General features: G+C 36.0%; 28 protein-coding genes and 1 riboswitch. Of the genes, 17 read left to right on the forward strand and 11 right to left on the reverse strand.

Translation table 11 applies throughout. From position 1 onward, the window contains the following. Position 1 precedes the first annotated feature (1 nt). The 3 genes from ribE to AC1Q8L_RS11995 all read right to left on the reverse strand — a co-directional run bounded on the left by ribE (position 2) and on the right by AC1Q8L_RS11995 (position 2,586). The gene (gene ribE / locus AC1Q8L_RS11985; RefSeq protein WP_000493869.1) at positions 2-646 is read right to left on the reverse strand and encodes a riboflavin synthase subunit alpha; all 645 of its coding nucleotides are present in this window, start codon (positions 644-646) and stop codon (positions 2-4) included. Continuing rightward, positions 628-1,740: a bifunctional diaminohydroxyphosphoribosylaminopyrimidine deaminase/5-amino-6-(5-phosphoribosylamino)uracil reductase RibD gene (ribD, locus tag AC1Q8L_RS11990; protein ID WP_016512334.1), complete on the reverse strand. Its 1,113-nt coding sequence runs from the start codon at positions 1,738-1,740 to the stop codon at positions 628-630. The genes ribE and ribD overlap by 19 nt, the downstream gene beginning before the upstream one ends. A gap of 305 nt (positions 1,741-2,045) precedes the next feature. Further along, a riboswitch (FMN riboswitch) is annotated at positions 2,046-2,189 on the reverse strand. A 190-nt stretch (positions 2,190-2,379) separates the two neighbouring features. Beyond that, positions 2,380-2,586 carry a CDGSH iron-sulfur domain-containing protein gene (locus AC1Q8L_RS11995; RefSeq protein ID WP_001151582.1) on the reverse strand — a complete coding sequence of 69 codons (207 nt, stop codon included), beginning with the start codon at positions 2,584-2,586 and terminating at the stop codon, positions 2,380-2,382. A 288-nt stretch (positions 2,587-2,874) separates the two neighbouring features. Here AC1Q8L_RS11995 and AC1Q8L_RS12000 point away from each other — a divergent pair, with 288 nt between their 5' ends. Beyond that, positions 2,875-3,120, forward strand: coding sequence for a DUF2552 family protein (locus tag AC1Q8L_RS12000; protein WP_000360796.1), 246 nt, complete (start codon positions 2,875-2,877; stop codon positions 3,118-3,120). A 10-nt stretch (positions 3,121-3,130) separates the two neighbouring features. On the opposite strand, the gene AC1Q8L_RS12005 is transcribed toward AC1Q8L_RS12000, so the two are convergent. Then, entirely contained in the window at positions 3,131-4,054 is a 924-nt protein-coding gene (locus AC1Q8L_RS12005; RefSeq protein ID WP_000819228.1) for an alpha/beta hydrolase, read from the reverse strand. An 81-nt stretch (positions 4,055-4,135) separates the two neighbouring features. On the opposite strand from AC1Q8L_RS12005, the gene AC1Q8L_RS12010 reads away from it, so the two are divergent. Together AC1Q8L_RS12010 and AC1Q8L_RS12015 are read left to right on the forward strand one after the other, a co-directional pair. Then, a complete protein-coding gene (locus tag AC1Q8L_RS12010; RefSeq protein WP_097845968.1) occupies positions 4,136-4,618 on the forward strand; it encodes a GNAT family N-acetyltransferase in 483 nt (160 codons plus the stop codon). 99 nt (positions 4,619-4,717) lie between these two features. Further along, a complete protein-coding gene (locus AC1Q8L_RS12015) occupies positions 4,718-5,581 on the forward strand; it encodes a LacI family DNA-binding transcriptional regulator (RefSeq protein ID WP_000201347.1) in 864 nt (287 codons plus the stop codon). A 24-nt stretch (positions 5,582-5,605) separates the two neighbouring features. Here AC1Q8L_RS12015 and AC1Q8L_RS12020 read toward each other — a convergent pair whose 3' ends face one another. Both AC1Q8L_RS12020 and AC1Q8L_RS12025 read right to left on the reverse strand, forming a co-directional pair. Then, positions 5,606-6,925, reverse strand: a complete 1,320-nt coding sequence (locus AC1Q8L_RS12020) for a Na+/H+ antiporter family protein (protein WP_000994810.1) — start codon at positions 6,923-6,925, stop codon at positions 5,606-5,608. Positions 6,926-7,056: 131 nt separating this feature from the next. Continuing rightward, positions 7,057-8,055: an alpha/beta fold hydrolase gene (locus AC1Q8L_RS12025; RefSeq protein WP_000898974.1), complete on the reverse strand. Its 999-nt coding sequence runs from the start codon at positions 8,053-8,055 to the stop codon at positions 7,057-7,059. Positions 8,056-8,176: 121 nt separating this feature from the next. Between AC1Q8L_RS12025 and AC1Q8L_RS12030 the strand changes: the two genes are divergently transcribed. Next, positions 8,177-8,653: a ribbon-helix-helix domain-containing protein gene (locus tag AC1Q8L_RS12030; protein WP_000151933.1), complete on the forward strand. Its 477-nt coding sequence runs from the start codon at positions 8,177-8,179 to the stop codon at positions 8,651-8,653. A 125-nt stretch (positions 8,654-8,778) separates the two neighbouring features. Here the strand turns inward: AC1Q8L_RS12030 and AC1Q8L_RS12035 are convergent, their stop codons facing one another. Next, positions 8,779-10,368: a bifunctional metallophosphatase/5'-nucleotidase gene (locus AC1Q8L_RS12035; protein WP_000265557.1), complete on the reverse strand. Its 1,590-nt coding sequence runs from the start codon at positions 10,366-10,368 to the stop codon at positions 8,779-8,781. Positions 10,369-10,569: 201 nt separating this feature from the next. Here AC1Q8L_RS12035 and AC1Q8L_RS12040 point away from each other — a divergent pair, with 201 nt between their 5' ends. The 3 genes from AC1Q8L_RS12040 to AC1Q8L_RS12050 all read left to right on the forward strand — a co-directional run bounded on the left by AC1Q8L_RS12040 (position 10,570) and on the right by AC1Q8L_RS12050 (position 12,380). After that, a complete protein-coding gene (locus AC1Q8L_RS12040) occupies positions 10,570-10,833 on the forward strand; it encodes a YqkE family protein (protein ID WP_000727561.1) in 264 nt (87 codons plus the stop codon). 67 nt (positions 10,834-10,900) lie between these two features. Further along, positions 10,901-11,425: a GrpB family protein gene (locus AC1Q8L_RS12045; RefSeq protein ID WP_001227176.1), complete on the forward strand. Its 525-nt coding sequence runs from the start codon at positions 10,901-10,903 to the stop codon at positions 11,423-11,425. Between the two features lie 127 nt (positions 11,426-11,552). Further along, positions 11,553-12,380: an aldo/keto reductase gene (locus tag AC1Q8L_RS12050; protein ID WP_098311700.1), complete on the forward strand. Its 828-nt coding sequence runs from the start codon at positions 11,553-11,555 to the stop codon at positions 12,378-12,380. 58 nt (positions 12,381-12,438) lie between these two features. Here the strand turns inward: AC1Q8L_RS12050 and AC1Q8L_RS12055 are convergent, their stop codons facing one another. Continuing rightward, on the reverse strand, positions 12,439-13,353 hold the full coding sequence (locus AC1Q8L_RS12055; RefSeq protein ID WP_000747229.1) for an aldo/keto reductase: 915 nt from the start codon (positions 13,351-13,353) through the stop codon (positions 12,439-12,441). 92 nt (positions 13,354-13,445) lie between these two features. After that, positions 13,446-13,580, reverse strand: a complete 135-nt coding sequence (gene mciZ / locus AC1Q8L_RS12060) for a Z-ring formation inhibitor MciZ (RefSeq protein ID WP_000870292.1) — start codon at positions 13,578-13,580, stop codon at positions 13,446-13,448. 74 nt (positions 13,581-13,654) lie between these two features. Between mciZ and AC1Q8L_RS12065 the strand changes: the two genes are divergently transcribed. After that, the gene (locus AC1Q8L_RS12065) at positions 13,655-14,194 is read left to right on the forward strand and encodes an NUDIX domain-containing protein (protein WP_016080378.1); all 540 of its coding nucleotides are present in this window, start codon (positions 13,655-13,657) and stop codon (positions 14,192-14,194) included. 24 nt (positions 14,195-14,218) lie between these two features. On the opposite strand, the gene AC1Q8L_RS12070 is transcribed toward AC1Q8L_RS12065, so the two are convergent. Next, positions 14,219-14,770 (reverse strand): GNAT family N-acetyltransferase, encoded by a 552-nt coding sequence (locus AC1Q8L_RS12070; protein WP_000803479.1) that lies wholly within the window; start codon positions 14,768-14,770, stop codon positions 14,219-14,221. A gap of 155 nt (positions 14,771-14,925) precedes the next feature. Here AC1Q8L_RS12070 and spoIIM point away from each other — a divergent pair, with 155 nt between their 5' ends. The 9 genes from spoIIM (at position 14,926) to corA (ending at position 22,934) form a co-directional block, all read left to right on the forward strand. Then, the gene (gene spoIIM, locus AC1Q8L_RS12075) at positions 14,926-15,543 is read left to right on the forward strand and encodes a stage II sporulation protein M (RefSeq protein ID WP_013142149.1); all 618 of its coding nucleotides are present in this window, start codon (positions 14,926-14,928) and stop codon (positions 15,541-15,543) included. 107 nt (positions 15,544-15,650) lie between these two features. Then, entirely contained in the window at positions 15,651-16,106 is a 456-nt protein-coding gene (fur, locus tag AC1Q8L_RS12080) for a ferric iron uptake transcriptional regulator (RefSeq protein WP_000392657.1), read from the forward strand. A 103-nt stretch (positions 16,107-16,209) separates the two neighbouring features. Beyond that, complete coding sequence (locus AC1Q8L_RS12085; RefSeq protein ID WP_001250432.1) at positions 16,210-16,440, forward strand: YqzK family protein; 231 nt, start codon at positions 16,210-16,212, stop codon at positions 16,438-16,440. 6 nt (positions 16,441-16,446) lie between these two features. Further along, positions 16,447-17,337: a site-specific tyrosine recombinase XerD gene (gene xerD / locus AC1Q8L_RS12090; protein ID WP_000390088.1), complete on the forward strand. Its 891-nt coding sequence runs from the start codon at positions 16,447-16,449 to the stop codon at positions 17,335-17,337. Positions 17,338-17,484: 147 nt separating this feature from the next. Further along, positions 17,485-18,225, forward strand: coding sequence for a FixH family protein (locus tag AC1Q8L_RS12095; RefSeq protein ID WP_000733456.1), 741 nt, complete (start codon positions 17,485-17,487; stop codon positions 18,223-18,225). Positions 18,226-18,579: 354 nt separating this feature from the next. Then, entirely contained in the window at positions 18,580-19,764 is a 1,185-nt protein-coding gene (gene deoB, locus AC1Q8L_RS12100) for a phosphopentomutase (RefSeq protein WP_001046079.1), read from the forward strand. A 12-nt stretch (positions 19,765-19,776) separates the two neighbouring features. Further along, a complete protein-coding gene (locus AC1Q8L_RS12105; RefSeq protein WP_001078446.1) occupies positions 19,777-20,598 on the forward strand; it encodes a purine-nucleoside phosphorylase in 822 nt (273 codons plus the stop codon). 7 nt (positions 20,599-20,605) lie between these two features. Then, complete coding sequence (locus AC1Q8L_RS12110) at positions 20,606-21,910, forward strand: pyrimidine-nucleoside phosphorylase (RefSeq protein ID WP_001243080.1); 1,305 nt, start codon at positions 20,606-20,608, stop codon at positions 21,908-21,910. 61 nt (positions 21,911-21,971) lie between these two features. Then, positions 21,972-22,934: a magnesium/cobalt transporter CorA gene (gene corA, locus AC1Q8L_RS12115; protein ID WP_002026281.1), complete on the forward strand. Its 963-nt coding sequence runs from the start codon at positions 21,972-21,974 to the stop codon at positions 22,932-22,934. Positions 22,935-22,966: 32 nt separating this feature from the next. On the opposite strand, the gene AC1Q8L_RS12120 is transcribed toward corA, so the two are convergent. Further along, the gene (locus AC1Q8L_RS12120) at positions 22,967-24,256 is read right to left on the reverse strand and encodes an NCS2 family permease (RefSeq protein ID WP_000676249.1); all 1,290 of its coding nucleotides are present in this window, start codon (positions 24,254-24,256) and stop codon (positions 22,967-22,969) included. Positions 24,257-24,386 lie beyond the last annotated feature (130 nt).

Consider the following 24,386-nt stretch of genomic DNA (forward strand, 5'->3'; position numbering starts at 1 on the left):
CTTATAGAAATCCGTTTTCTTGTAAAAAGCTTTCAGTCATTGAACCTACTCGTTTTGTAGGTTTAGTAATAAAGCGTTCGATATATTTACCAATCATGTCACACTCAATGTTTACGATATCTCCGGCATTTTTTTCTCCAATGACAGATTCGCTTACTGTGTGCGGAATGAGTGAAATCGTTATGGAAGATTCGTCTATATCAAATATCGTTAAACTCGTTCCATCAACAGCAATGGATCCTTTATGCAAACAATAGCGCAGCAGTTCATCAGAAATTGCTATTTTGTAATAGACGGCATTGTAATGTTGTTTTTTATTTAAAATCGTTCCGATGCCATCAATATGTCCTGAAACGAAATGTCCACCGAATCGTCCGTTTGCAGCCATTGCTCGCTCTAAATTTACTTTAGAGTGCGGTTTAAGCATGCGAAGTGATGTCGACTGCATCGTTTCAGGCATTGCATCAACTGTAAATGAATTAGTTGTAAAGCTTGTTACAGTTAAGCAAATACCGTTCACCGCGATACTATCACCTAAGTGAACATCTGATAAAATTTTCTTTGCATGAATCGTTAATTTCATCGCTTCTCCGCTTTGTTGCATGTTTGCTATCGTTCCTAATTCGTCTACAATTCCTGTAAACATTCCGTCACCTCGTTTCGGGCATTCGCAACAATTTTTATATCATCACCAATTTGTTTCATCTCTTGAATTTTCAAGGAAAGTGCATCTTGTAATTTTGAAAAACCATTTCCTCCAAATAAAGTAGGAGCATCTTTCCCACCAATTAATTTCGGGCTTATATAGGTTACAATTTCATTAAAATTGTTTGTTTTTAAGAAACTTGCATGAATCGATTGGCCACCTTCAACGAATAGAGAAAGAATTTGTTTTTCTCCAAGAAAGGAAAGAAGGTCCTCAATTTCTATATGCTTCGTTTCCATTTGGAATATAGCTATATTTTTAGATTCATAAGAAGATATCTTCTCTTTCTTTACATCCTTACCGACAATAATCCATGTCGGTGCTAAACCATCTGTTATAACATGAGAAGATGGTGGTGTTCGTAAATGGGTATCTAAAACAACGCGAATAGGATGTTTCCCACCATTTGGAATTCTTGTTGTTAAATGAGGATTATCAGCTATAACTGTATTCACTCCAACAAGAATTGCATCATGTATATGGCGATATTGGTGAACATCAGCACGTGCTTCTTCACCTGTAATCCACTTACTTTCACCAGTTACAGTTGCTGTTTTTCCATCTAAGCTCATCGCTGTTTTGATTGTTACAAAAGGGCGTTTCGTTTTCATGTAGTGAAAAAAGTAGCGATTTAATAAAACTGCTTCTGCTTCAAGAACACCGGTAGTTACTTCAATTCTAGCTTCCTCTAATCTTCTTTTTCCGTTACCAGAAACGAGCGGATTACAATCGAGAGTAGCAATTACAACACGCTTAACTCCTTTTTCGATGAGCAATTCACAACAAGGTGGTGTTTTTCCAAAGTGGCTACACGGTTCCAGTGTTACATAAACGGTAGCGTCTTTGGCGTTCTGACCAGCCATTTGAAGGGCATGAACTTCTGCGTGTTCTTCACCAGCTCGTAAATGAGCTCCCATACCAACGATGTTTCCATCTTTTACAATAACAGCACCAACCATAGGATTTGGACTTGTTTGTCCTGATGTTCCTTCTGCTAACAGCAGGGCAATCCTCATATATTCTTGATCTGTCATTTTCTTCACCTCTCCTAAAAAAATCAAAAAACCCCAAGGATTTAATATCCTTGGGGTTTGGGAGACGTGATTTCTAGAAATATAGTTTGAATACGAAAGCATAGGAAAGAAACCTAACGATAATTGATATTTCTGCATAAGGAAAAAACCTAGCAAAATATCGAATTTTTAAACGCTAGTTGTCTCTTTTTATTTCAGTATAAAAAATAAGTATAGAAAATTAAACATATATAAAGAATCAAAATGAATCTTTAAAAATATGCATACTGAAATAAAAGTGTATTCACTATATAAAAAACTAGAAACATATCCTTCTCCCATCCAGACTATACTGTCGGCCCTAGAGTTTCACTAGATCCACCGTTTTCGAGTTGAAAACGGGTCACGGACTTAGAAGTTTTCACTTCATCACCGCCGGTTGGGAATTTCACCCGACCCCGAAGGATGCTGTTTGCTCAAATTATAGCACAAAAAAAATAAAAGGCTAGTAAAAAATATTCGAATGTGAAGAATTGTGTGAAAATATATGCAGGCTGGAATGGAAATAAAAGTATTAGAAATGTTGTAAGGAGAAGGGATATAACGGAGTTGCTAAAAAGAAAAAACATGCACAAAAAAATGTGCATGTCACATGTAAAATTATTCTGCCTCTGGTGCTCTAACAACAGACTCGAATTTACCTTTATGCGAAGCGTCGCAATAAGGCATATTTTTTGATAAACCACAACGGCATAAAGAAAATGCCGGTTTTGCTGGGAATACATTCCCTTGTGAGTCGACTAATTCCACGTCCCCTGTAACGCGAAAAGAGCCATTATCATTTACTTTAATTTGTACTTTTGCCAACGTTATCCCTCCTTCCCAAACGCTTAATTTCATCATATAATCAAGGGAAGTGCTTGGCAATATAAAGTGAAACTTTAATTAGTGGGGGAGGCATCCTCCACTAATTATTAGTTGAACCAATCGGGCTTTTAGGGGCAGTTAATCTCCCACCTAACTTCTCTGTTTCAGCCGAATTTTGAGGTGGGAGTTTTACTGCCCGCAAATAGCGGGGAAAAAAGAGCACTTTGTTTGAGAAAGAAGAGAGTGTTATAATAGTTTTCATAACTGACTAGAGTAAGGTGACGAGAGATGGATAAACAATTACATACATTACGAAACATTGCAAATGAGCGCACGTGGGCATCATTTTTGAATGATAATCATCCATATAGTTTGTTACATTGGTCCATTGCAGGTGTAGGGCAAGAGGTAAAGGATGTTTGGTTACTTCAAGATGAAGTAACATTTCAAACGACAGAATTTCCAACGTTAGATGATGCAATGCAATGGATTTCTGAAAATATGGAACAAGTTACAGACGTTTTAGCGCAATAAAAAAACAGGCTTATGCAAGCCTGTTTTTTGTTTCTTTCACATATGTGTTTAAAAATTGATCGATGGCTGCTTCGTACTCTTCTTTATTTTCGTTATAAGAGCAAGCGTGTGCACCGTGTTCTGCAATATAAAGTTGCTTATTATTTTCTTTCGCTTCATATAACGCTTTTGTCATATCAGCTAAAATATAGTCGTCATCTTTACTATGAATAAAGAGAACGGGATTGTTAATGTTTTTTATACAGTCGATTGGTGAAACTTCACGAATTGTATAACCGTCACGAACTTTTAAAAATGCGTTTGCTAAAGGTAATAAAGGCCATTTTGGTAAATGGAATTCAACCTTTAAACGGTGCTGTAATTGTCCGTGAAAATCAGAGAAAGGACAATCTGCAATATAGAAATCAGCGCCATCTTCTACAAGTCCTGCGTATTGAAGAATTGTTGCGGCTCCCATAGATTCACCATGAATACCAAGTGTAATATTGGTTCCAAAACGGTTTTTTAGCCAGTCAACTACGGATTTCAAATCATGCTTTTCATAGTATCCATAGCTTGTTGTTTTTCCGCCAGTTTTACCATGACGACGATGATCGTAAATGAGGACATTATATCCCCTTTTTAAGAATAAGTTTGCATATTTTACAGAGTTTATTTTATTTACAGTTACACCGTGGCAAAAAACCATAAACTTATTGGAATGACCAGCAGGAATGTAATATCCGTGAAGGTCGTATCCGAATTGTGAAGGGATATGAATTTCTTCTTTATGAAGAGCATCAAAATCCTCTATACGAAAATGTTTTTTCGTTTCTCTTTCGAGTACTTCTTCCTCTGTTTTTTTCTTTAAGTACATCACTTTATTTGTAAAGAAAATCCCAAGGGCAGTTATTGCACCTAGTATAGTAAACAATGCTGCAAAAAAACGTTTCATACTTTACCTCATCCTCCAAATACCGTTACATGTGATACACTTATATTGTATCACAATGATATAAAAGGGGAGAAATAGGAAATGCTGCATATACAAAAAATTACGCCAGCGATGAAAGAAACAATCCGAATGTTCATGTGTAAGAACTGGGGAAGTTCATTGATGGTTTCACGTGGTAAGGGACATCAGTTAGAAGAGTTGCCAGGATTTGTTGCGCTCTCAGATGACAGAATAATCGGAATTATAACTTATGAAGTGACCGGAAATATGTGTGAAATTGTATCGCTAGATAGCTTTGAAGAAAGAAAAGGAATAGGGACGAAACTTGTGGATTGTGTATTACAAGTTGCAGAAGAAGAGCGGTGCAGAGAGGTTTGGCTTATTACAACAAATGATAATATGAATGCGTTACGATTTTACCAAAAACGTAATTTTGTAATGACTAATTTATATGTGAATGCGGTAGAGGAGGCACGAAAAATAAAGAAAGAAATTCCACGTATTGGATATGATAATATCCCAATTTTACATGAAATTCAGTTGGAGTATCATTTAGTCAAATGATGTAACAATTTTCAGAAATATGAGTTATTAATCTTGACGGATATTGTAATTTAGGTTACCGTAAAATTGTAATCTATTACCATATTAAGGGGTGACGATGTGGCAACTATACGTGATGTTGCAAAATTGGCAGGTGTTTCAGTCGCAACCGTTTCACGAGTTATTAATGAAAAAGGATACGTTCATGAGGACACAGTAAAACAAGTAAAGGAAGCAATTGAAGAATTACGTTATAGGCCAAACAGTGCAGCGAAGCCACTATTTAAAGAGAATTCAACGATAATTGCATTACTTGTAGATAATTTATGTAACCAATCAAACATCACTTTGCTACATTGTATTGAGGAAATAGCATATAAAGAAGGCTATCAAATCATTATTTGTAATATAGAGAATAAAGATAGATACATACATATGCTGAAGCAAAATAACATTGCAGGTGTTATTTTGACGAGAGCAGTTTTTAAAAGTGTAGGAGAAATTCCATTTCCGTTTGTTGTGATCGATGAGCAACAATCACATGGAAATTATTATGAAAGTGGACAGAGAGCTGTTTCTTTATTAAAAGAGAAAGGGTGTCACTTTCTTGCATATTTCGGTGAGGGAGAAGAAAGTGAAGAAATGGAAGATTATATAGCAGGGTTTTTAGACGCTGTTTGGGATGAAGGAATCTCTTATCGAGAAGAATGTGTACAAGGGTATACAAATAAACAATTTATTACATTATTGCAAAACAATCCGTATATAGATGGAATTGTAACCTCAAGTGATCAGATTGCTATTGAGTTAATTCGGTCAGCGAGATTTCTAAATATACATATACCAGATAAATTAAAAATTGTTGGACCTAATGGGAGCATAGAGTGTGAATGGATAGGTTCATCACTACCGGCAATTGAAAGCTATGTCAAAGATAATGGAAAATTAGCTTTTCAACAATTAAAAGGAAAAATAAAAAAGTAAAAGGTGCGTTTTATACGCACCTTTTTATAATGTAATTGCGGCAATAAAACCAAATATAAGTAACGGTATATTGTAATGTAGAAAAGTGGGTACACATGTATCCCATATATGATGGTGCTGACCATCAGCATTTAAACCGGATGTTGGTCCAAGGGTACTATCCGATGCTGGAGATCCTGCGTCACCTAGCGCTCCGGCTGTACCGATAATAGCAATTGTGGCCATTGGACTAAATCCAAGCTGAATGCAAAGAGGTACAAAAATGGTTGTTAAGATAGGGATGGTTGAAAAGGATGAACCAATTCCCATCGTAACGAGAAGTCCAATAACGAGCATAAGAAATGCAGCGAGTGGTTTATTATTTCCGATTATATGTGCACTCGTTTGCACCAGAGATTCAACATGTCCTGTTTTTCGAAGAACAGCGCCGAATCCAGCGGCAGCAATCATAACAAAGCCAATAAAGGACATCATACGCATTCCGCTTGTTAATATCGCATCTGCTTCTTTAAGTGGTAGACTGCCGCTAACCGATAAGACGATAATACCTGCTAAAGCACCAAAAATCATTGATTCTGTTGTTAATTGAACAGTTAATGTAGCAATGATAGATAATAACCCGAAAGTAATGCTACGTTTTGTATAGGGAACGATTTCATTTTCGGTAGTATGAATTTGTTCTGTTTCATACGTACGAGGTTTTCGGTACGTAATGAATACCGCTACACATAATCCAATAATCATACCAATTGCTGGAATAGTCATTGCTTTTGGAATAAGTGTGACATCAAATGTAAGGCCGCTTTGCGCAGCGTTGGTTTGTAATACGTCATGATAAATTTTTCCGAATCCTGCAGGGATCCACATATAAGGAGTAATCAATCCAAATGTAATAATACATGTGACAAGTCTGCGATCCACTTTCAGCTCATTTAATACTTTTAAAAGTGCTGGAATTAAGATGGGGATGAAAGCAATGTGAACAGGAATCACATTTTGTGAGAAACAAGCCATCGTTAAAATAATGAATAAAATAAGTATTTTAGAATAAACTTGTTTTTTCGTGTCTTGTTCATTGCCAATCCATTTTAATGCAGTTTGAATCATAGCATCTGGAAGTCCTGTTTTGGAAAGGGAAATAGCGAAACCACCAAGCATTGCATAACTTAAAGCGATTGGAGCACTGTTTCCAAGACCAGTTGTAAAAGTGTTAATCGTTTCTGAAATACCGAGTCCGCCGATAATTCCGCCTGTTAAAGCTCCAACAATGATGGCGACAATGACCTGGACACGTAACAAACTAAGCAATAGCATAATTGCTACTGCGACGAGTACAGCGTTCATAATAAATGTAATCTCCCTAAATTTTTATTCTGTTAAGACAAGTAAATATGAAACATTTTGCGATGTTTATACATACTTGCGACATATTATTATAAAATGTTTTCTATGAAATGTAAAAGAGCCTTTTGTTACTAATGCTGAAAAGCTAGCTCTTGTTTAATTGATTGCAAAGAATTAGCGAATAATTCTGGTTCTTCTAAATCAGGAGAATGTGCTGAATTTGGGAACCAAATCATCTTTTTTATAGGCGCTTCAATAAGATCGCAATATTCCTGAACGAGTGCATAAGGAGTTTGATAATCATAGCGACCAGAACAAAAATAAACTGGAATAGATAAACTTGAGATAGAAGAAAAGAAATCGATTGTCAGCATTTCTTCCCATAAAATTCCAGATTTTAAATTTCCTACGAGAAACTTGAACCAATCTAATAGCGTATACTCAGGAGAAAAGAACCCTTTTCGTATGAAAGAAAAGGAAGATCCGTTTTGGATTGCGCCTCCAAATGTGCCAAGCCACTTTCTTTGAATAATGAGACGTCTCGTATCTAAAAATGGTGGTTTGCCTAATTTTAAAAGGGAAGCTAATGCTTTTTTATGATCATGTTTTTTTGCAGAATGAATTAAATGTTGATATAGCAATTCTTCATTTTGTTTCATATGTACAATTTGCCCAATACCGATGTAAGCCTCGATATACTTTGGATATTGATGTGCTATGTTAAGCCCAATAATACTTCCCCAAGAATGACCAGCGAGAAATAGTTTTTGTTTGTTGAACCTTTTAAGTACATATTGAATCACTTCTTTTGCATCGGAAACGAATTGTTCAATTGTGAAATTTGCTCCGAAATCTTTCATTGAAAAGGATTTACCAGCCCCGCGCTGATCCCAATTAATAACAATAAATTGCTTCTCTAATTCTTTTTGAAAATGGCGAATAAATCCGATTTGTGCCATCCCAGGTCCGCCGTGACAGCATAATAAAATAGGTTGCTCTACGTTTTGTCCACGCATAAGGAGAGTTTGTTTTCGATTATTTATCATAACGCTTTCTATCGTAGCGATACTATTAGGAATGAGTTGTTTGTTTTCGTTATAGAACTGAGGGGTGTAGCTACGAAAAAGCATATTGAAAACCTCCTTTTGTGAAATCGTATGAATCGCACAGGCTATTCATTTTGCATATACTGTTAGAAAATCATTGTAACATACCATACTAGTGTCATTTCAACACGGGAGGAGGGAAATTGTGACGATTGGAGAAATTATAGATGGTTTAAACAGACGTGAATCCATCGCTATTATAGCAAAACGTCTTGAAATAAGCCCGTATACATTATCGAAGAAATTAAGATTGATTGGATACGAATATGATGGAGAGCAGAAGAAACGTATTTTTGTAGGAGATGGAGAAGAACCACGTCACTTACAACTCCAAGAAGCGACCGCCCTTCAATATGAGAAAACAGATTATCAATTATTAATTTACGAGCAATTACAAAGCATTTATGAGTTACTAAGAAAAAGAGGCGAAGTAATTGCACCAATTATGAGTAAGAGTACAGAGAAAAAGAGACGAACCTTTTCTATTAATACAGAAATATTAGCAAGATTGGACCTTATATCAGAATCGAAAGGAATTCAAAAGTCTAAACTTGTAGAAGAGGCGTTGCAACAATTTTTACAGCAATATGAAGTTGACAAAACATCACATTTTGATAACTAAAGAAAAGGATACTATGTTCATTGGAAGAACGAGTATCCTTTTTATGATGTATATTACGTATAAAATAGAGGATCAGTACAAATCCTTTATGGCGTGAAAAATAAAATTTATTATTAGAGAAACACTTAATTTACTTTTTGAATTCTTCCATCAATAACTGGCTGAATTGGTTCTTTTAATTGTTTTACGTAATCGACTAACGCTTCAAAGTCGTTTGGACCAGTTTCTGCATTTTTACCATTTTTAAATGATACGAATCCGTCACCGCCAGAAGCTAAGAAGGCATTTGCAACTACGCTATACGTTTTAGATGGAGATAATTCTTCTCCGTTTGTTAAACGTATATTTGTAACTTTTTCACCGTTTGTTTTATTTGCATCCCACGTATATTGAATACCTGAAATTTGAAGCATTCTTGTTGTTCCTTTTTGCCATTGCTGATTTAAAATATCGCGAATGTCTTGACCTGTTAAATCTACTTTAATCAATTGATTTCCAAAAGGTTGAATGCCGTATAACTCACCCCACGTAATATCACCAGCATCTAAGTCATTACGAATGCCACCAGGATTCATGAGGGCGATTTGAGTTTGCATCGTTTGACGCTGAGCATCGGCAACTAAATTTCCAAGAGTGGACTCACCAGCATCATTTTGTTTACGGTCGATAGGTGCTGTAGATTTTCCGACCACTTCATTTACAAGTGGTGCGATTTTTTCTTTATATTGATCTAGTTTTTTCTTTACTTGTTTATCAGGTTCTACACCTTCATGATACGTTGTAACAACTTCAGCTTTTTTCTTTACAATATCCTTTGTTTTACGATCAATTGTTACATCCACGTCTGAGAAAGCCGTTCCGTATGAATTTGCTTGGACAATTAGTTTATTATTTACTGTACCATTTACATACGTATGACTATGTCCACCGAAAATAACATCAACTTCTGGGTCTGTTTCATTTGCAATTCGAGTAAGATCGCCATTTGTTACCCCAGACTCATCGGTTGTTCCACCGACATGAGCAAGAACGACGATCGATTTAACGCCGAGGCGTTTTAATTGTTGTGTTGATTTATTAATTGCTTCTACTTCATCAGTAATTTGTACATTTTTAAGCATCGTAGGCATAACAACATTTGGTGTATCAGTCGTAACAACACCAATGAATCCAACAGGAACACCATCTACCATTTTTACAGTAAATGGTGGTAAAAATAAGCGACCAGTTGATTTGTTATAGAAGTTAGCAGCTACATAGGGGAAGTTAGCCCCTTTGAAATTCCCTGTTTTTTCATGATATCCACCGTAAATGAGGCGTTTCATTTCATCAATGCCTTCATCAAATTCATGGTTTCCGATTGTACCAACATCAAATTTTAAATCATTTAAAAATTCAATCGTCGGTTCATCTTGTAATAATGCTGAAACTGGTGGACTAGCTCCGACGATATCACCAGCATGTACGAGAAGTGTATTAGGGTTTTGTTTTTTACGTTCTTTTAAATAAGTAGCTAAGTAATCAGCGCCACCAACTTCTTTATTATTGATTTTTTTAACAGTATCTAGTTGTCCATGGAGATCATTAATACCAAGCATTTGTACGTCTATGTAGCGGTTTTGTTCAGCTGGATTCTGAGATGGGGGAGCGGCAAATACGCTTGAAAAAGTAATAGTGCTTAAAACAGCAACGGCAGGAATAATTTTTTTCCACATAATATAATTCTCCTCTTTTTATAATCTGACATCATACGACATAATTTTAATAGATTCATAGGATTATAGCTACATAAAAATTTAGTCTTTTCGAAAAATTAACATATTTACAAAAGGTGAATAATAGAGTAAAGACCCTTTTTTATTGTCGATTTCATCGTGTATCTACTATAATGGAGAAAAAAGTAAAAGGTGAGTAGCATGAAGAAAAAGAAACAAAGACAAATGCAAAGACAATCGCAAGTGAATCAACCAAAGAAAGAAACACTTACATTAGGCGATCAATTAAATGATTCACTCATGCAACAATTAAAGAGTAAGAAGAAAGAGTTGCAAGTGAGAGAAGAGGAAAAAGAGGCAGCTGAACTGGAAAGAAAGCGCCAAGAACAAAAAGAACGTGAAAAGAATAAATCATTTGAAGAACTGCTAAGTGAAAGTAACCTTACTTGGAAAGACTTTAAATAATAAAAAAATGATCAGTGAAATACCACTGATCATTTTTTGACGAGCTTGTAAGAAAAGGGGAGTTAGAATGAGAAAAATTGTCGTTGTTCCACATGAAAACCATTGGATTGAAAAATTTCAAATGGAGGCTGAAAGATTAAAATCAGCGATGCCAGAAACGGTGAAAATGCATCATATTGGAAGTACGTCAGTGCCCGGACTGGCAGCTAAACCTATTATTGATATGATCATGGAAGTAGAAAATATCGAAAGAGTAGATGGGTGGAATGAACGATTTATAGAGCTTGGTTACATCGTAAAAGGGGAAAATGGTATTTCAAGACGCCGATATTTTATTCATGGAACTGAGGAAAAACGTTCGTATCATTTACACGTGTTTGAAAAAGGAAATCCAGAGATAGTAAGGCATTTAGCGTTTCGTGATTATATGATGGCTCATTGTGAAGAAGCAGAGGCATATGCAACCTTAAAGAAAGAATTAGCCGAAAAGTATACATATGATGGCACGTTATATACGGAAGGGAAAAATGAGTTTGTGCGCAATGTGGATAAAAAAGCGAAAGAATGGAGAGAAAATAACGTGAATGAATGAGTTCACGTTATTTTTTAGCTATATAAAAGTGTTATGTAAACTGTACGTATGTTTTGACTTTTTGGATGAATATTGTTGAAATAAAGTTATGGCTTATAAATAATGTAACAATGAAAGGGAGACGACTGTGCATATTCCAACAACTACACTTCATAATGGCGTGAAAATGCCGATGATTGGTCTAGGCGTATATAAAGCGAAAGAAGGAGACGAAGTAAAACAAGCAGTAAAAACAGCGTTAGAGGTTGGATACCGTTCGATTGATACAGCGACTGTATATGAAAATGAAAGCGGTGTCGGAGAGGCGATACGTGAATCAGGAATTCCAAGAGAAGATATATTTATTACAACAAAAGTATGGAACGACGATCAAGGATATGAGGAGACACTAGAGGCGTTTGAAAAGAGTTTAAAAAAATTACAAATGGACTATGTAGATTTATATTTAATACATTGGCCGGTAAGAGGGAAGTATGTTGATACGTACCGAGCTTTAGAGAAATTGTATGAAGAAGGTAAAGTGCGTGCGATTGGTGTTTCTAATTTTCATAAACATCATTTAGAACTATTATTACCAAATTGCAAAGTGAAGCCGATGGTAAACCAAGTGGAACTTCATCCGATGTTGACGCAATTTGAGTTGTGCAATTATTGTCAAGATGAGCAAATTCAAATGGAAGCATGGAGTCCGTTAATGAGGGGCGGAGAAGTATTCCAGCATCCAATCATTCAGGCTATTGCTAACAAATATGAAAAAACACCTGCACAAGTTATATTAAGGTGGGATATTCAAAGCGGGATTGTTACAATTCCTAAATCTGTTACACCATCTCGCATTAAAGAAAACTTTACTATTTTTGATTTTGTACTAACTGAAGAAGAGATACGTCAAATTAACACGTTGAATCGTGATTTACATGTAGGAACGAATCCTGATAAATATGATACGTTATAAAAAAGACTGTCTCTTAATACTGGAGACAGTCTTTTGTTTTATCGGTAATTCGATATTTTTAACGATGCAAAGCATATGTGTCATATTTAACAATCTTTTGAAGTTGTATATATTCTTCTTTCGTTAAAGGTAACTGCTGACTAGCTCGTATATTTTCCTGTAATTGTTGAAGAGAGCTTGCACCAGGTATAACAGCTGCAACAGTCTTATTATGTAAGCAATATTGAATAGCTGTTCCTGTTAAAGAGCGTTCTCCAATTGTTTCTTTTACACTCGCTAGAGTTGTATGTAATTCATCGTAAGAATAAGAGAGATAATCCTTTTCCTTTACTCTTTCTATTTTTCTTGCATTGTTGTCAGTTAAAATTCCTTTTGCAAGTGGCCCGCGGGCAATGACGCTAATTTGGTGTTCATTCAGAAGGGGGAACCATTCTTCTGGACGACGATTTAAAAGGCTATATTCCATTAGTACACTAACGATGTTTGAGCGTTTTGCATACTCACGAACGACATTTGGGCGTATAGAAGAAATACCGTAATGGCGAATAATACCTTCCTTTTTCAATTCTTCAAAGGCTTCAATTGTTTCATCTATAGGATCTTCAATCGTTCCGCCGTGAAGTTGGTAAAGATCAATGTAATCAGTTTGAAGTCTACGTAAACTTTCCTTTACTTCAGTTTTTATGTAAGCTTTAGAAGGATCCCAGGACCAACCGTTTTTTTCTTCTGTCCAACGATTTCCAACTTTCGTTGTAAGAACAATTTGGTCTCTTCTTCTCTTCAAGACTTTTCCAACAAATTCTTCATTTAATCCGTAATCATATAAATCTGCTGTATCAAAAAAATTAATTCCTAAATCGATCGCTTCATCGATAATACGCATAGCTTCTGTTTCAGATGTACCGAGAGACATACAGCCAAGGCCCATTTCTGTAACAAACAAATCTGAGTTTCCTAATTGACGTTTTTTCATAGGTCAACCTCCTTACCTTTATTGTACGAGAGGGAAAAGAGGTTGACAAACGTTTACTTTTCGCTTCGCATTAACTGCCCGTAAAAGCATGATTAATGTTTCACTTTATTTGCTGTAATCCACTCTTGTACAGTTGTATACTCTTTGCTATATTGCTTTAGCTTATGGCGAATTTGCCATGCTTTTCCGACTAACGTGATGCGATTTGGTAAAATATAAACTTTCATTTCTATCACGCTCCTTTCAATGTGGTAAAATGTATGAAGAAAGAATAGGAAATAGAACAGGGAGATGAAGTAGTATGAGTAATCTTACAGAGAGAACAGTAAAAACTGAGCCGATTTTTGATGGTAGAGTTATAAAAGTTCGTGTTGATGATGTAGTATTACCAAATGGAGAAATGAGTAAACGTGAAATTGTAAATCACCCTGGTGCAGTTGCGATTATTGCTATTACGGATGAGGGGAAAATTGTGCTTGTTGAGCAGTATCGTAAAGCGCTTGAAAAGGCAATTATAGAAATTCCAGCCGGCAAGTTAGAACCCGGTGAAAAACCAGAGGTGACAGCAGTTCGTGAATTAGAAGAGGAAACAGGATATGTATGTGAAAATATGGAGCTCATTACTTCTTTCTATACATCTCCAGGATTCGCAGATGAAATTTTATATGTATATAAAGCGACAGGTTTGACAAAAAAAGAAAATAAAGCTGAGTTAGATGAAGATGAGTTTGTGGAATTGATGGAAGTATCGTTAGAAGAAGCGATTACTCTTATGAAAGATCTTCGTATTCATGATGCGAAGACGATGTTTGCAGTACAATATTTACAATTACAAAAATAAACACTCGCCAAAGGCGAGTGTTTTTTAATTGATTTTTGCATATACACGTGCATCACGTAAGCTACCATCTGGTGCTAGGAAATCATTTTCCATTGTACCTTCTAGAATGAATTCTAGACGTTCTGCTAAGCTACATGCATTTATATTTGTTGCATCAGTACGAATTTCGATTCTTCTAGCGCCTAGTTTATCAAAGGCGAACTGAATTGCACCTTTAACAGCTTCGGTCATATAGCCTTGTTTTGTATAGGCACTATGTAGCCAGAAGTGAAGTGAAAACTTTGGAATATCCCAGTTTTCAGGCTTTAGTGTAATTGCTCCGATGAATGTACCAGATACTTTATCGTATAAGTGAAAATCAAGTGTTTCACGAAGTAAAAACTGTCCGTGAGCTTCGCGAACAATTTCTTCAGCACTTTCTTCTGTTTCAGCGTTAATTGGTATCCACGGTACTAAGTCTTCTAGAGAAGCTTGGATTGCTTCATATACTTCTGCACCATCACCTGGAAATGGTTTACGAACTTGCAAGCGTTCAGTTTGAAATAATGTTGGAAAATCTAATAATAATGGTTTCAAGAGAAATCCCTCCTATTCTCTACTTTTTAGTTTAGCAAAGTAGAGCGGAATTTCAATGTTAATTCGTCATACTTTTTTCTTTCTTTCATACATTTTTAATAAGAGTGTGAACGGAGGGAAGAAAAATGTGGCGAAAAAATTGGCAAGACCGTGTAATGTCTCACATACAGGAAAACTCTTCATTATATATATTTAACGCCGTTTTATTATTGATGGGAGTAATATTCGGAGCCATTCTGGTGAATAGTTTACAAATCAATCAAAAACAAGATTTATCATTTTATTTACAACGTTTTTTTGGACAAGTCTCTAAAGGAGAATTTGCCATTGCAGGCGAAATGTTTCGAGAAAGTTACTTTTCGCAATTAAAATACATCGGATTTATTTGGATTTTAGGGATTTCAATTATTGGATTACCACTTATTTTTATTTTATTATTTGTAAAAGGAGTTGTCGTTGGATTTACAGTTGGTTTTTTAGTAAGTCAGCATGGATGGAATGGACTATTATTAGCATTTGTATCTGTTTTGCCACAAAATTTAATTATCATTCCAGTCTTTCTCGTTATGACAACTATTGCTGCAAGTTTTTCTTTACGGATGATTAGGCATCAATTTATTAGAAAAATAACCGAGCCACTATTACCATTATTAATCCGTTATACATGCTTCTTTCTCGTAATTGGAGTGGTGTTAGCACTTGCTTCTAGTGTGGAGGCTTACGCATCACCAGTTTTAATGAAAGAAGTCGTTGAGGCTATTAATAAAAAATAAATACTTTTTGAGAATAATTATCAATTTGTTTTTATTGTTTTTTCTTTTGACAGAAGCCCTTCTTCTGATATAATGGTGTAAGAGTGGCGAGGAGGGAGTAGTACCGAATGGAAGAAAGAATTGAACGAATTAAGAAGCAATTACATGCAGCGAGCTACAAATTAACACCGCAACGTGAAGCAACAGTTCGTGTGCTGCTAGAAAATGAAGAAGATCATTTAAGCGCAGAAGATGTTTACCTCCTTGTAAAAGAAAAGTCGCCAGAGATCGGATTAGCAACCGTCTATCGAACTTTAGAACTATTATCTGAGTTAAAAGTTGTCGATAAGATTAACTTCGGAGACGGTGTTTCACGCTATGACTTACGCCAAGAAGGTGCGCAGCGTTTCCACCATCATTTGATTTGTACACAATGTGGTGCTGTACAAGAAATACAAGAAGATTTACTTGGTGAAGTGGAAAGGAAAGTAGAACGAGACTGGAGCTTTAAGGTGAAAGATCATCGTTTAACATTCCATGGGATTTGTAAAAACTGTCAAGAAAATGAAACGGATGAAAAATAACCTTTTCCTATTTATCTAGGAAGAGGTTTTTTATTTGAATAAGGTATAAATTGGTGAAAGCTTGGCATATGTTGTAATAACTTATATTTTGGAGGAATTTACAATGCGCCGAGCTTTAAAATTAACTTTTGATGGAATAAAAGTATTTTTATTATTTACAAGTTGTACGATTTTGTTTTATTTCGCTATACTATGGATAAATGAAGAATATGAAAGCTATCATCGTTATGAAAAACCTAAAGAAGAGACTGTAGAAAAAGTATCAGGGAATGAAGAACCGGCAAAGGATGCTTTCGTAAATAGAATGATGTTTTTCTATGAAAATGGGGAGTAGTGTAGAGTGGAAGATCAATTAAAAGATTTTATTCATTATATGGTTGTCGAAAAAGGATTAGCAAAGAATACAGTAGTATCTTATGAACGGGATTTAAAAAGCTACGTAAAGTATTTGCAAAATGTGGAACAGACGAAAACTTTTCATGAAGTGACCCGTTTACACATTGTTAACTTTTTGCAGTATTTAAAAGAGAACGGAAAATCTTCGAAAACATTGGCGCGTCATATCGCATCAATTCGTTCGTTCCACCAATTTTTACTTCGTGAACGAGCGGTAGAACACGATCCATCCGTACATATTGAAACGCCACAAGGGGAACGGAAATTACCAAAGGTATTATCAGTTGATGAAGTAGAGGCGTTACTTCAAACACCAAAAATGACAAGTGCTTTTGGGATTCGTGATAAGGCGATGCTAGAGTTACTGTATGCGACAGGACTTCGTGTTTCAGAATTGATTGCACTCAATTTAGAAGATGTACATTTAACGATGGGATTTGTTCGTTGCATAGGGAAAGGGAATAAAGAAAGAATTATTCCACTAGGAAGTTTAGCAACGGAAGCGATTCAAAAGTATATTGAAAAAGGAAGAAGAGAATTAATGGGGAAAAAAGTAGTAGATGCACTCTTTTTAAACCATCATGGTAATCGATTATCAAGACAAGGATTTTGGAAAATATTAAAACGATTAGCGAAAGAGGCAAATATTGAAAAAGAACTTACACCTCATACGTTGCGTCACTCGTTTGCTACGCACTTATTAGAAAATGGAGCAGATTTACGTGCTGTACAAGAAATGCTTGGACATGCAGATATTTCAACTACGCAAATCTATACGCACGTTTCAAAAACTAGATTAAAAGATGTATATAAACAGTTTCATCCGAGAGCATAGTTACTATGCTCTTTTTTTCATAGATTAAGAGGGGAAGACCGTTTCACAGAAACTTCACAAACATTTCGTATATTGTTTTCAGCAGAAGACTGGAATATTACAATGTATTTCCTCTATACTAAATAAAGTATAAAGGAGGAAATGATGATGAAAAAACTGATTATAACTTTATTTATCGCGATGCTAGCGTTGGCTGGCTGTAATACAAACAAAGAAGAACCGAAAAAAGAACAGAAACTTGAAGCTGTAAAAGTAGCAGTCCAAACAAATCCGAAAGAAATTAAACCAGGTGAAAAAACAGAAGTACAAGCACTTGTTACACAAGGGAAAGAAAAAGTAACGGATGCCGATGATGTAAAGTTTGAAATTTGGAAAGATGGCGACGAAAAGCATGAGATGTTAGATGGTAAGCATAAAGGAAAAGGTGTTTATGCAGTAGAGAAAACATTCGAAACGGATGGAGTATACCATATTATTGCTCACACAAATGCACGTGAAATGCACGTTATGCCAGAAGTGAAAGTTGCTGTAGGAAATGCGAAAGTAGAAGATGCGAAAAAAGAAAATAGTGATCACAGTGCAGGACATGGAGATCATAAAAGTGACACAATGATCCATCTTATGGCTGGAGACATAAAGGCAAATGCTGAATCTACAATGAAAGTTCATTTAAAGCAAAAAGAAGAAGCATTAACTGGTGCTGAAGTACAACTAGAGATTTGGAAAGATGGTGTTGAAAAACACGAATTTATTCCAGCGAAAGAAGGAAATAAAGGAGAGTATGAAACAAAACATACTTTCAAAGAGAACGGTGCTTACAAAGTGAAAGTACATGTAAGAAAAGGCGAATTGCATGAACATAAAGAAGAAACAATAGAAGTAAAATAAAAAGTAGCTCTTTAGAGCTACTTTTTATTTTTAATATGAAGAAATAAATCATAAAAAAATTAGCACTTCGTTGCAGAATGGATTACAATAGAAGTGTGAAGAAAATGAGAAATTCTACGAAAATGTATTAAAAAGAAAGCGTAAACATGTTATGATATCAGTATCAGATGTCTGACATCTGACTTAGAAAAAACTAGAAATGTTTTTGAATCGTTTCAAGTAAACGAAATAGGTTAGAAAATGATTTAAAGAAGTACTGTTTGACAATGAGAATTCTTTTGGATAACAGTTTCACTTTATAGCGTTTTGAACATACTACAAGAAGTAGAACTGAACTTATAGGAGGTCGCAGTTATGAATAAATATAAACGTATATTCCTAGTCGTAATGGACTCTGTGGGAATCGGTGAAGCACCAGATGCTGAGCAATTTGGTGATCTAGGATCTGACACAATTGGTCACATTGCTGAACATATGAATGGGTTACAAATGCCTAACATGGTGAAATTAGGTCTTGGTAACATTCGAGAAATGAAAGGTATCTCTAAAGTAGAGAAACCACTTGGATATTACACAAAAATGCAAGAGAAATCTACTGGTAAAGATACAATGACAGGTCACTGGGAAATCATGGGCCTTTACATTGATACACCATTCCAAGTGTTCCCAGAAGGATTCCCGAAAGAATTACTTGATGAATTAGAAGAAAAAACAGGCCGTAAAATTATCGGTAATAAGCCAGCTTCTGGAACTGAGATTCTTGATGAACTTGGTCAAGAGCAAATGGAAACAGGCTCTTTAATCGTTTATACTTCTGCTGATAGCGTATTGCAAATTGCAGCACACGAAGAAGTAGTGCCACTTGATGAATTATATAAAATTTGTAAAATTGCACGTGAATTAACATTAGATGAGAAATACATGGTAGGTCGTGTTATTGCTCGTCCATTCGTTGGTGAACCTGGAAACTTTACACGTACACCAAACCGTCATGACTATGCATTAAAACCATTCGGTCGTACAGTAATGAATGAATTAAAAGATAGTGACTACGATGTAATTGCTATCGGTAAAATCTCTGATATTTATGATGGCGAAGGGGTAACTGAATCACTTCGTACGAAGTCTAACATGGATGGAATGGATAAGCTTGTAGATACATTAAATATGGACTTTACAGGTCTTAGCTTTTTAAACTTAGTTGACTTTGATGCATTATTCGGCCACCGCCGTGATCCACAAGGATACGGAGAAGCTCTGCAAGAATATGATGCACGTCTTCCAGAAGTATTCGCAAAACTAAAAGAAGATGATCTATTATTAATTACAGCAGACCACGGTAATGATCCAATTCACCCTGGTACTGACCATACACGTGAATATGTACCATTATTAGCATATAGCCCAAGCATGAAAGAAGGCGGACAAGAGTTACCACTTCGTCAAACATTTGCTGATATTGGTGCAACAGTAGCAGAAAACTTCGGTGTGAAAATGCCAGAATACGGAACAAGCTTCTTAAACGAGCTAAAGAAATAGGGGGATAAACAAATGAATCGTGAACTTATTACAAAATCAGCTTCATACTTAAAAGAGAAATTTCAAGAGACACCACAAGTAGGACTAATCCTTGGATCAGGACTAGGTGTATTAGCAGACGAAATTGAGAACGCAGTAACAGTACCTTACAGTGAAATCCCTGAATTCCCAGTATCAACTGTAGAAGGCCATGCAGGTCAACTAGTATTTGGTACACTTCAAGGTGTAACAGTAGTAGCAATGCAAGGACGTTTCCACTTCTATGAAGGATACGACATGCAAAAAGTAACATTCCCAGTTCGTGTTATGAAAGAACTAGGTGTAGAAACAGTAGTTGTAACAAACGCAGCTGGTGGTGTAAATACATCATTTGAGCCAGGCGATCTTATGTTAATTTCAGACCACATTAACTTCATGGGTACGAATCCATTAATCGGACCGAATGATTCTGAAATGGGCGTACGTTTCCCTGATATGTCTACATCATATACAGTAGAACTTCGCGAAATGGCGAAACAAGTTGCAGCAGACTTAAATATTAAAGTACAAGAAGGTGTATACGTAGGAATGACAGGTCCTGTATATGAAACACCTGCTGAAATTCGTATGCTTCGTACACTTGGCGGAGATGCAGTTGGTATGTCAACAGTACCTGAAGTAATTGTAGCGCGTCATGCTGGTATGAAAGTATTAGGTATTTCTTGTATTTCAAATATGGCAGCTGGTATTTTAGATCAGCCACTTCACCACGATGAAGTAATTGAAACGACAGAACGTGTTAAAGCTAACTTCTTAGCATTAGTAAAAGCAATCGTAAAACAAATGAAGGGGTGACTTCACAATGAGAATGGTGGACCTAATTGCAAAAAAACGTGACGGACATGCATTAACGACAGAAGAAATTAACTTTATTGTTGAAGGATATACAAATGGTGATATTCCTGATTATCAAGTAAGTTCACTTGCAATGGCAATTTTCTTCCAAGATATGAACGATCAAGAGCGTGCTGATTTAACGATGGCAATGGTAAATAGCGGTGATACAATCGACTTATCAGCTATTGAAGGTGTAAAAGTAGATAAGCATTCGACAGGTGGTGTTGGTGATACAACGACACTTGTATTAGGTCCATTAGTAGCTGCTTTAGGTGTACCAGTAGCGAAAATGTCTGGACGCGGTTTAGGACATACTGGTGGTACAATTGATAAATTAGAAGCAGTTCCAGGATTCCATGTGGAAATTGAAAACGATGAATTCATGCGTCTTGTAAATGAAAACAAAATCGCTGTTATCGGCCAAAGTGGTAACTTAACACCTGCTGATAAAAAGTTATATGCACTTCGTGATGTAACAGCAACAGTAAACTCAATTCCGCTTATTGCAAGTTCGATTATGAGTAAAAAAATTGCTGCTGGTGCAGATGCAATTGTTCTTGATGTAAAAACTGGAGCAGGTGCATTTATGAAAACGGATGAAGATGCAAAACGTTTAGCAGAAGCAATGGTACGCATCGGTAATAACGTTGGTCGTAATACGATGGCAGTTATTTCTGATATGAGTCAACCACTCGGTGAAGCTATCGGTAACGCATTAGAAGTACAAGAAGCAATTGATACATTACAAGGTAAAGGGCCGAAAGATTTAGAAGAGCTATGTTTAACACTTGGAAGTCAAATGGTGTACCTTGCTGGACAAGCTTCATCTTTAGAAGATGCACGTGAAAAGCTAATTGAAGTAATGAACAACGGAAAAGCACTAGAATCATTTAAAACGTTCCTATCAGCGCAAGGCGGCGACGCATCTGTTGTTGATGACCCTTCTAAATTGCCACAAGCACAATTTAAAATTGAAGTGGAAGCGAAAGAAGACGGATATGTATCAGAAATCGTTGCAGACGAAATCGGAACAGCAGCAATGCTTTTAGGAGCAGGACGTGCAACGAAAGAGTCTGAAATTGATTTAGCAGTTGGTCTAATGCTGCGCAAAAAAGTAGGCGATAGCGTGAAGCAAGGTGAATCCCTTGTTACAATTTACGCAAACCGCGAAAATGTTGAAGATGTAAAAGCGAAAATTTATGAGAACATGAAGATCTCTAAAGAACACGTAGATGCACCAACTTTAGTACACGGTATCGTAACGAAGTAATAAAAAAAAGCTGAGGAGATTTCTCCTTGGCTTTTTTTACTATTTTTTGTTTATAATAATAATGGGTGAAATTATGATTAGAATTTGTGCAGTAACAAAAACTGATGAAGTATTATATGATGTTTCTCTAGAAGAAACAAAGAAAGACCATATTGTATGGTATTGGCTAGATTTATATAAGCCAACGAAAGAAGAGTATACATATATTCTGCAAGACCATTTTAAGTTCCATCCCCTTGCAATTGAAGACTGTCTAGAATATGTACAGAGGCCAAAAGTTGATTTTTATGATGGATATAACTTTTTAGTTCTTCACGCGTTTGGAGAAGATGGGCTAGAACCACATGAAATTGATTTGTTTGTTAGTGATCGCTATATTGTTTCTTTCCATTTTTCTCATAATAATGCAATTGAAAGAGTATGGAAAACACTTGGTGAGAAGAGGCGGATTAAGAAAGGGCCTTTACATGTAGCACATACGATCACTGATCAAATTGTAGATGATTATTTCGCACCTGTATATTACATTGAAGATCATTTAAATGCGATTGATGATAATTTAACAGGTGAGACAGCAGGAGCCGTGCTAGAAGAAGTATTTGATATTAGGGCAGATTTATCTAAGTTAAGACGTACAATTATTCCAATGCGTGATTTATTGTATCGTATTTTGAATTCCACTCGTTTTTACGGTATAAGTGATCATGAGATTTATTTTAAAGATATACATGATCATTTACTTAAACTTACGGAAATGATTGAGGCAAGTCGAGAGTTAACGGCGGATATTCGGGATAGTTATTTTTCATTAAACTCACATCATATGAATAACATTATGAAAACATTAACTGTATTCTCGACTATTTTCATGCCATTAACATTTATTGCGGGAGTATATGGAATGAACTTTACGCATATGCCAGAGCTTGGTGGACAATATAGTTATTTTATTTGTCTTCTTCTAATGGCATTAATTGGCGGCGGAATGATGGCCTGGTTTTATAAAAAAGGATGGTTTAAGTAAAAAAACACCGAGGATTTCCCCGGTGTTTTTTCTTAACCAATAGCATGTAATACAAACATAGCTAAGAATAAGCATGTAATGATATACATAGATGGTGCGACTTCTTTACGCTTTCCAAGAGCAACTTTTAAGATAGGGTAAGCAATAAATCCGAACGCAATGCCATCAGCGATACTATATGTGAGCGGGATCATGACGATAATTAAGAACGCTGGAAATCCTTCTGAAAAATCGTTCAGAGGAATTTGCTGAATGCTTGTAATCATCAGGCCGCCAATAATAATTAAGATTGGTGCAATGGCACTATTAGGAATTAGTTTGACAAACGGAAGTGCAAACAATGATGCAAAGAATAACAACCCCGTAACGATAGACGTCAGACCTGTCTTTCCGCCTGCAGTAATACCTGCGGCACTCTCTACTGTTGATACGGTAGGGCTTGTGCCAAATAGACCACATGTCATTGCTGAAATTGCATTGGCTTGGTAAGCACGTGGGAATTTACGGTCATCTTCTAATAAACCGTGCAGAAGTCCCATGTTCTCAAAAATAAGCACCATGCTTAAGGAGAATGTTGCAATCCAAAACGGTAAGGAAGAAAGTTTGCCAAATGACATAGCTCCAAACACATCGCCGTAATTAGCGAATGAGAATGAACTATTTCCGATTTGACTTGTATCAACAAGGCCAAATAGCCATGCAATACCAGTTCCTATTGCAATCGTCCATAAAAAGTTTCCACGTACGTTACGAATAAATAGTACAAGTGCAACGATAAGAGTAAGCACGGTCGCAAGAACGACAGGGTTACTTAATTTACCCATTGCAACAGCAGTATTTGGGTTCGAAACGACTAAACCACCTTTTTGCAATCCGATAAACGCTAAAAATAATCCGATGCCGACAGTAATTGCTTCTTTTAATGACTTTGGAATTGATACTGATAGCACGCGAGCGATTGGTGTAAAAGCGGCAATTGCAAAAATAATACCAGAGATAAAGACAGCAGCTAATGCTTCTTGCCAAGTTAGTCCAAGCGTATGCACAGCTGTGTACGTGAAGAATGCATTTACACCCATACCAGGGACAAGAATAGCAGGTGCATTTGCCCAAAATGCCATGAGTAGACATCCGACAAATGAACTGAAAACAGTTGCTAAAATTCCAGCTTCAAGAGGAATGCCAGCATCGGATAAAATTGACGCATTTACAATCATAATATATACGATCGTGAAAAATGACGTAACTCCAGCTAAAACTTCTTGTTTTGGTGATGTTTCGTGTAAACCTAATTTAAATGTTCTTTCAAGTATTCCTTTCATGTTAAACCTTCTTTTTCATATCCCTCTCCCACCCGTGATATCTCTTTCGTAAGAGCTCACCGTCCTTTATTATATCAGAACATCATGTTTTTACAACAAGGAAAATGATAACGTTTACTTATAAATGAAA

This window comes from Bacillus sp. GW823-FHT06A11, assembly GCF_058795355.1.

Coding starts and splice junctions, on each gene's coding strand:
- ribE (WP_000493869.1), bottom strand. CDS start 646: ATGTTTACAGGAATTGTAGACGAATTAGGAACGATAGCAAACATGCAA.
- ribD (WP_016512334.1), bottom strand. CDS start 1,740: ATGACAGATCAAGAATATATGAGGATTGCCCTGCTGTTAGCAGAAGGA.
- AC1Q8L_RS12000 (WP_000360796.1), top strand. CDS start 2,875: ATGGATAAACAATTACATACATTACGAAACATTGCAAATGAGCGCACG.
- AC1Q8L_RS12005 (WP_000819228.1), bottom strand. CDS start 4,054: ATGAAACGTTTTTTTGCAGCATTGTTTACTATACTAGGTGCAATAACT.
- AC1Q8L_RS12010 (WP_097845968.1), top strand. CDS start 4,136: ATGCTGCATATACAAAAAATTACGCCAGCGATGAAAGAAACAATCCGA.
- AC1Q8L_RS12020 (WP_000994810.1), bottom strand. CDS start 6,925: ATGAACGCTGTACTCGTCGCAGTAGCAATTATGCTATTGCTTAGTTTG.
- AC1Q8L_RS12025 (WP_000898974.1), bottom strand. CDS start 8,055: ATGCTTTTTCGTAGCTACACCCCTCAGTTCTATAACGAAAACAAACAA.
- AC1Q8L_RS12035 (WP_000265557.1), bottom strand. CDS start 10,368: ATGTGGAAAAAAATTATTCCTGCCGTTGCTGTTTTAAGCACTATTACT.
- AC1Q8L_RS12040 (WP_000727561.1), top strand. CDS start 10,570: ATGAAGAAAAAGAAACAAAGACAAATGCAAAGACAATCGCAAGTGAAT.
- AC1Q8L_RS12045 (WP_001227176.1), top strand. CDS start 10,901: ATGAGAAAAATTGTCGTTGTTCCACATGAAAACCATTGGATTGAAAAA.
- AC1Q8L_RS12055 (WP_000747229.1), bottom strand. CDS start 13,353: ATGAAAAAACGTCAATTAGGAAACTCAGATTTGTTTGTTACAGAAATG.
- mciZ (WP_000870292.1), bottom strand. CDS start 13,580: ATGAAAGTTTATATTTTACCAAATCGCATCACGTTAGTCGGAAAAGCA.
- AC1Q8L_RS12065 (WP_016080378.1), top strand. CDS start 13,655: ATGAGTAATCTTACAGAGAGAACAGTAAAAACTGAGCCGATTTTTGAT.
- spoIIM (WP_013142149.1), top strand. CDS start 14,926: ATGTCTCACATACAGGAAAACTCTTCATTATATATATTTAACGCCGTT.
- fur (WP_000392657.1), top strand. CDS start 15,651: ATGGAAGAAAGAATTGAACGAATTAAGAAGCAATTACATGCAGCGAGC.
- AC1Q8L_RS12085 (WP_001250432.1), top strand. CDS start 16,210: ATGCGCCGAGCTTTAAAATTAACTTTTGATGGAATAAAAGTATTTTTA.
- AC1Q8L_RS12095 (WP_000733456.1), top strand. CDS start 17,485: ATGAAAAAACTGATTATAACTTTATTTATCGCGATGCTAGCGTTGGCT.
- deoB (WP_001046079.1), top strand. CDS start 18,580: ATGAATAAATATAAACGTATATTCCTAGTCGTAATGGACTCTGTGGGA.
- AC1Q8L_RS12105 (WP_001078446.1), top strand. CDS start 19,777: ATGAATCGTGAACTTATTACAAAATCAGCTTCATACTTAAAAGAGAAA.
- AC1Q8L_RS12110 (WP_001243080.1), top strand. CDS start 20,606: ATGAGAATGGTGGACCTAATTGCAAAAAAACGTGACGGACATGCATTA.
- corA (WP_002026281.1), top strand. CDS start 21,972: ATGGGTGAAATTATGATTAGAATTTGTGCAGTAACAAAAACTGATGAA.
- AC1Q8L_RS12120 (WP_000676249.1), bottom strand. CDS start 24,256: ATGAAAGGAATACTTGAAAGAACATTTAAATTAGGTTTACACGAAACA.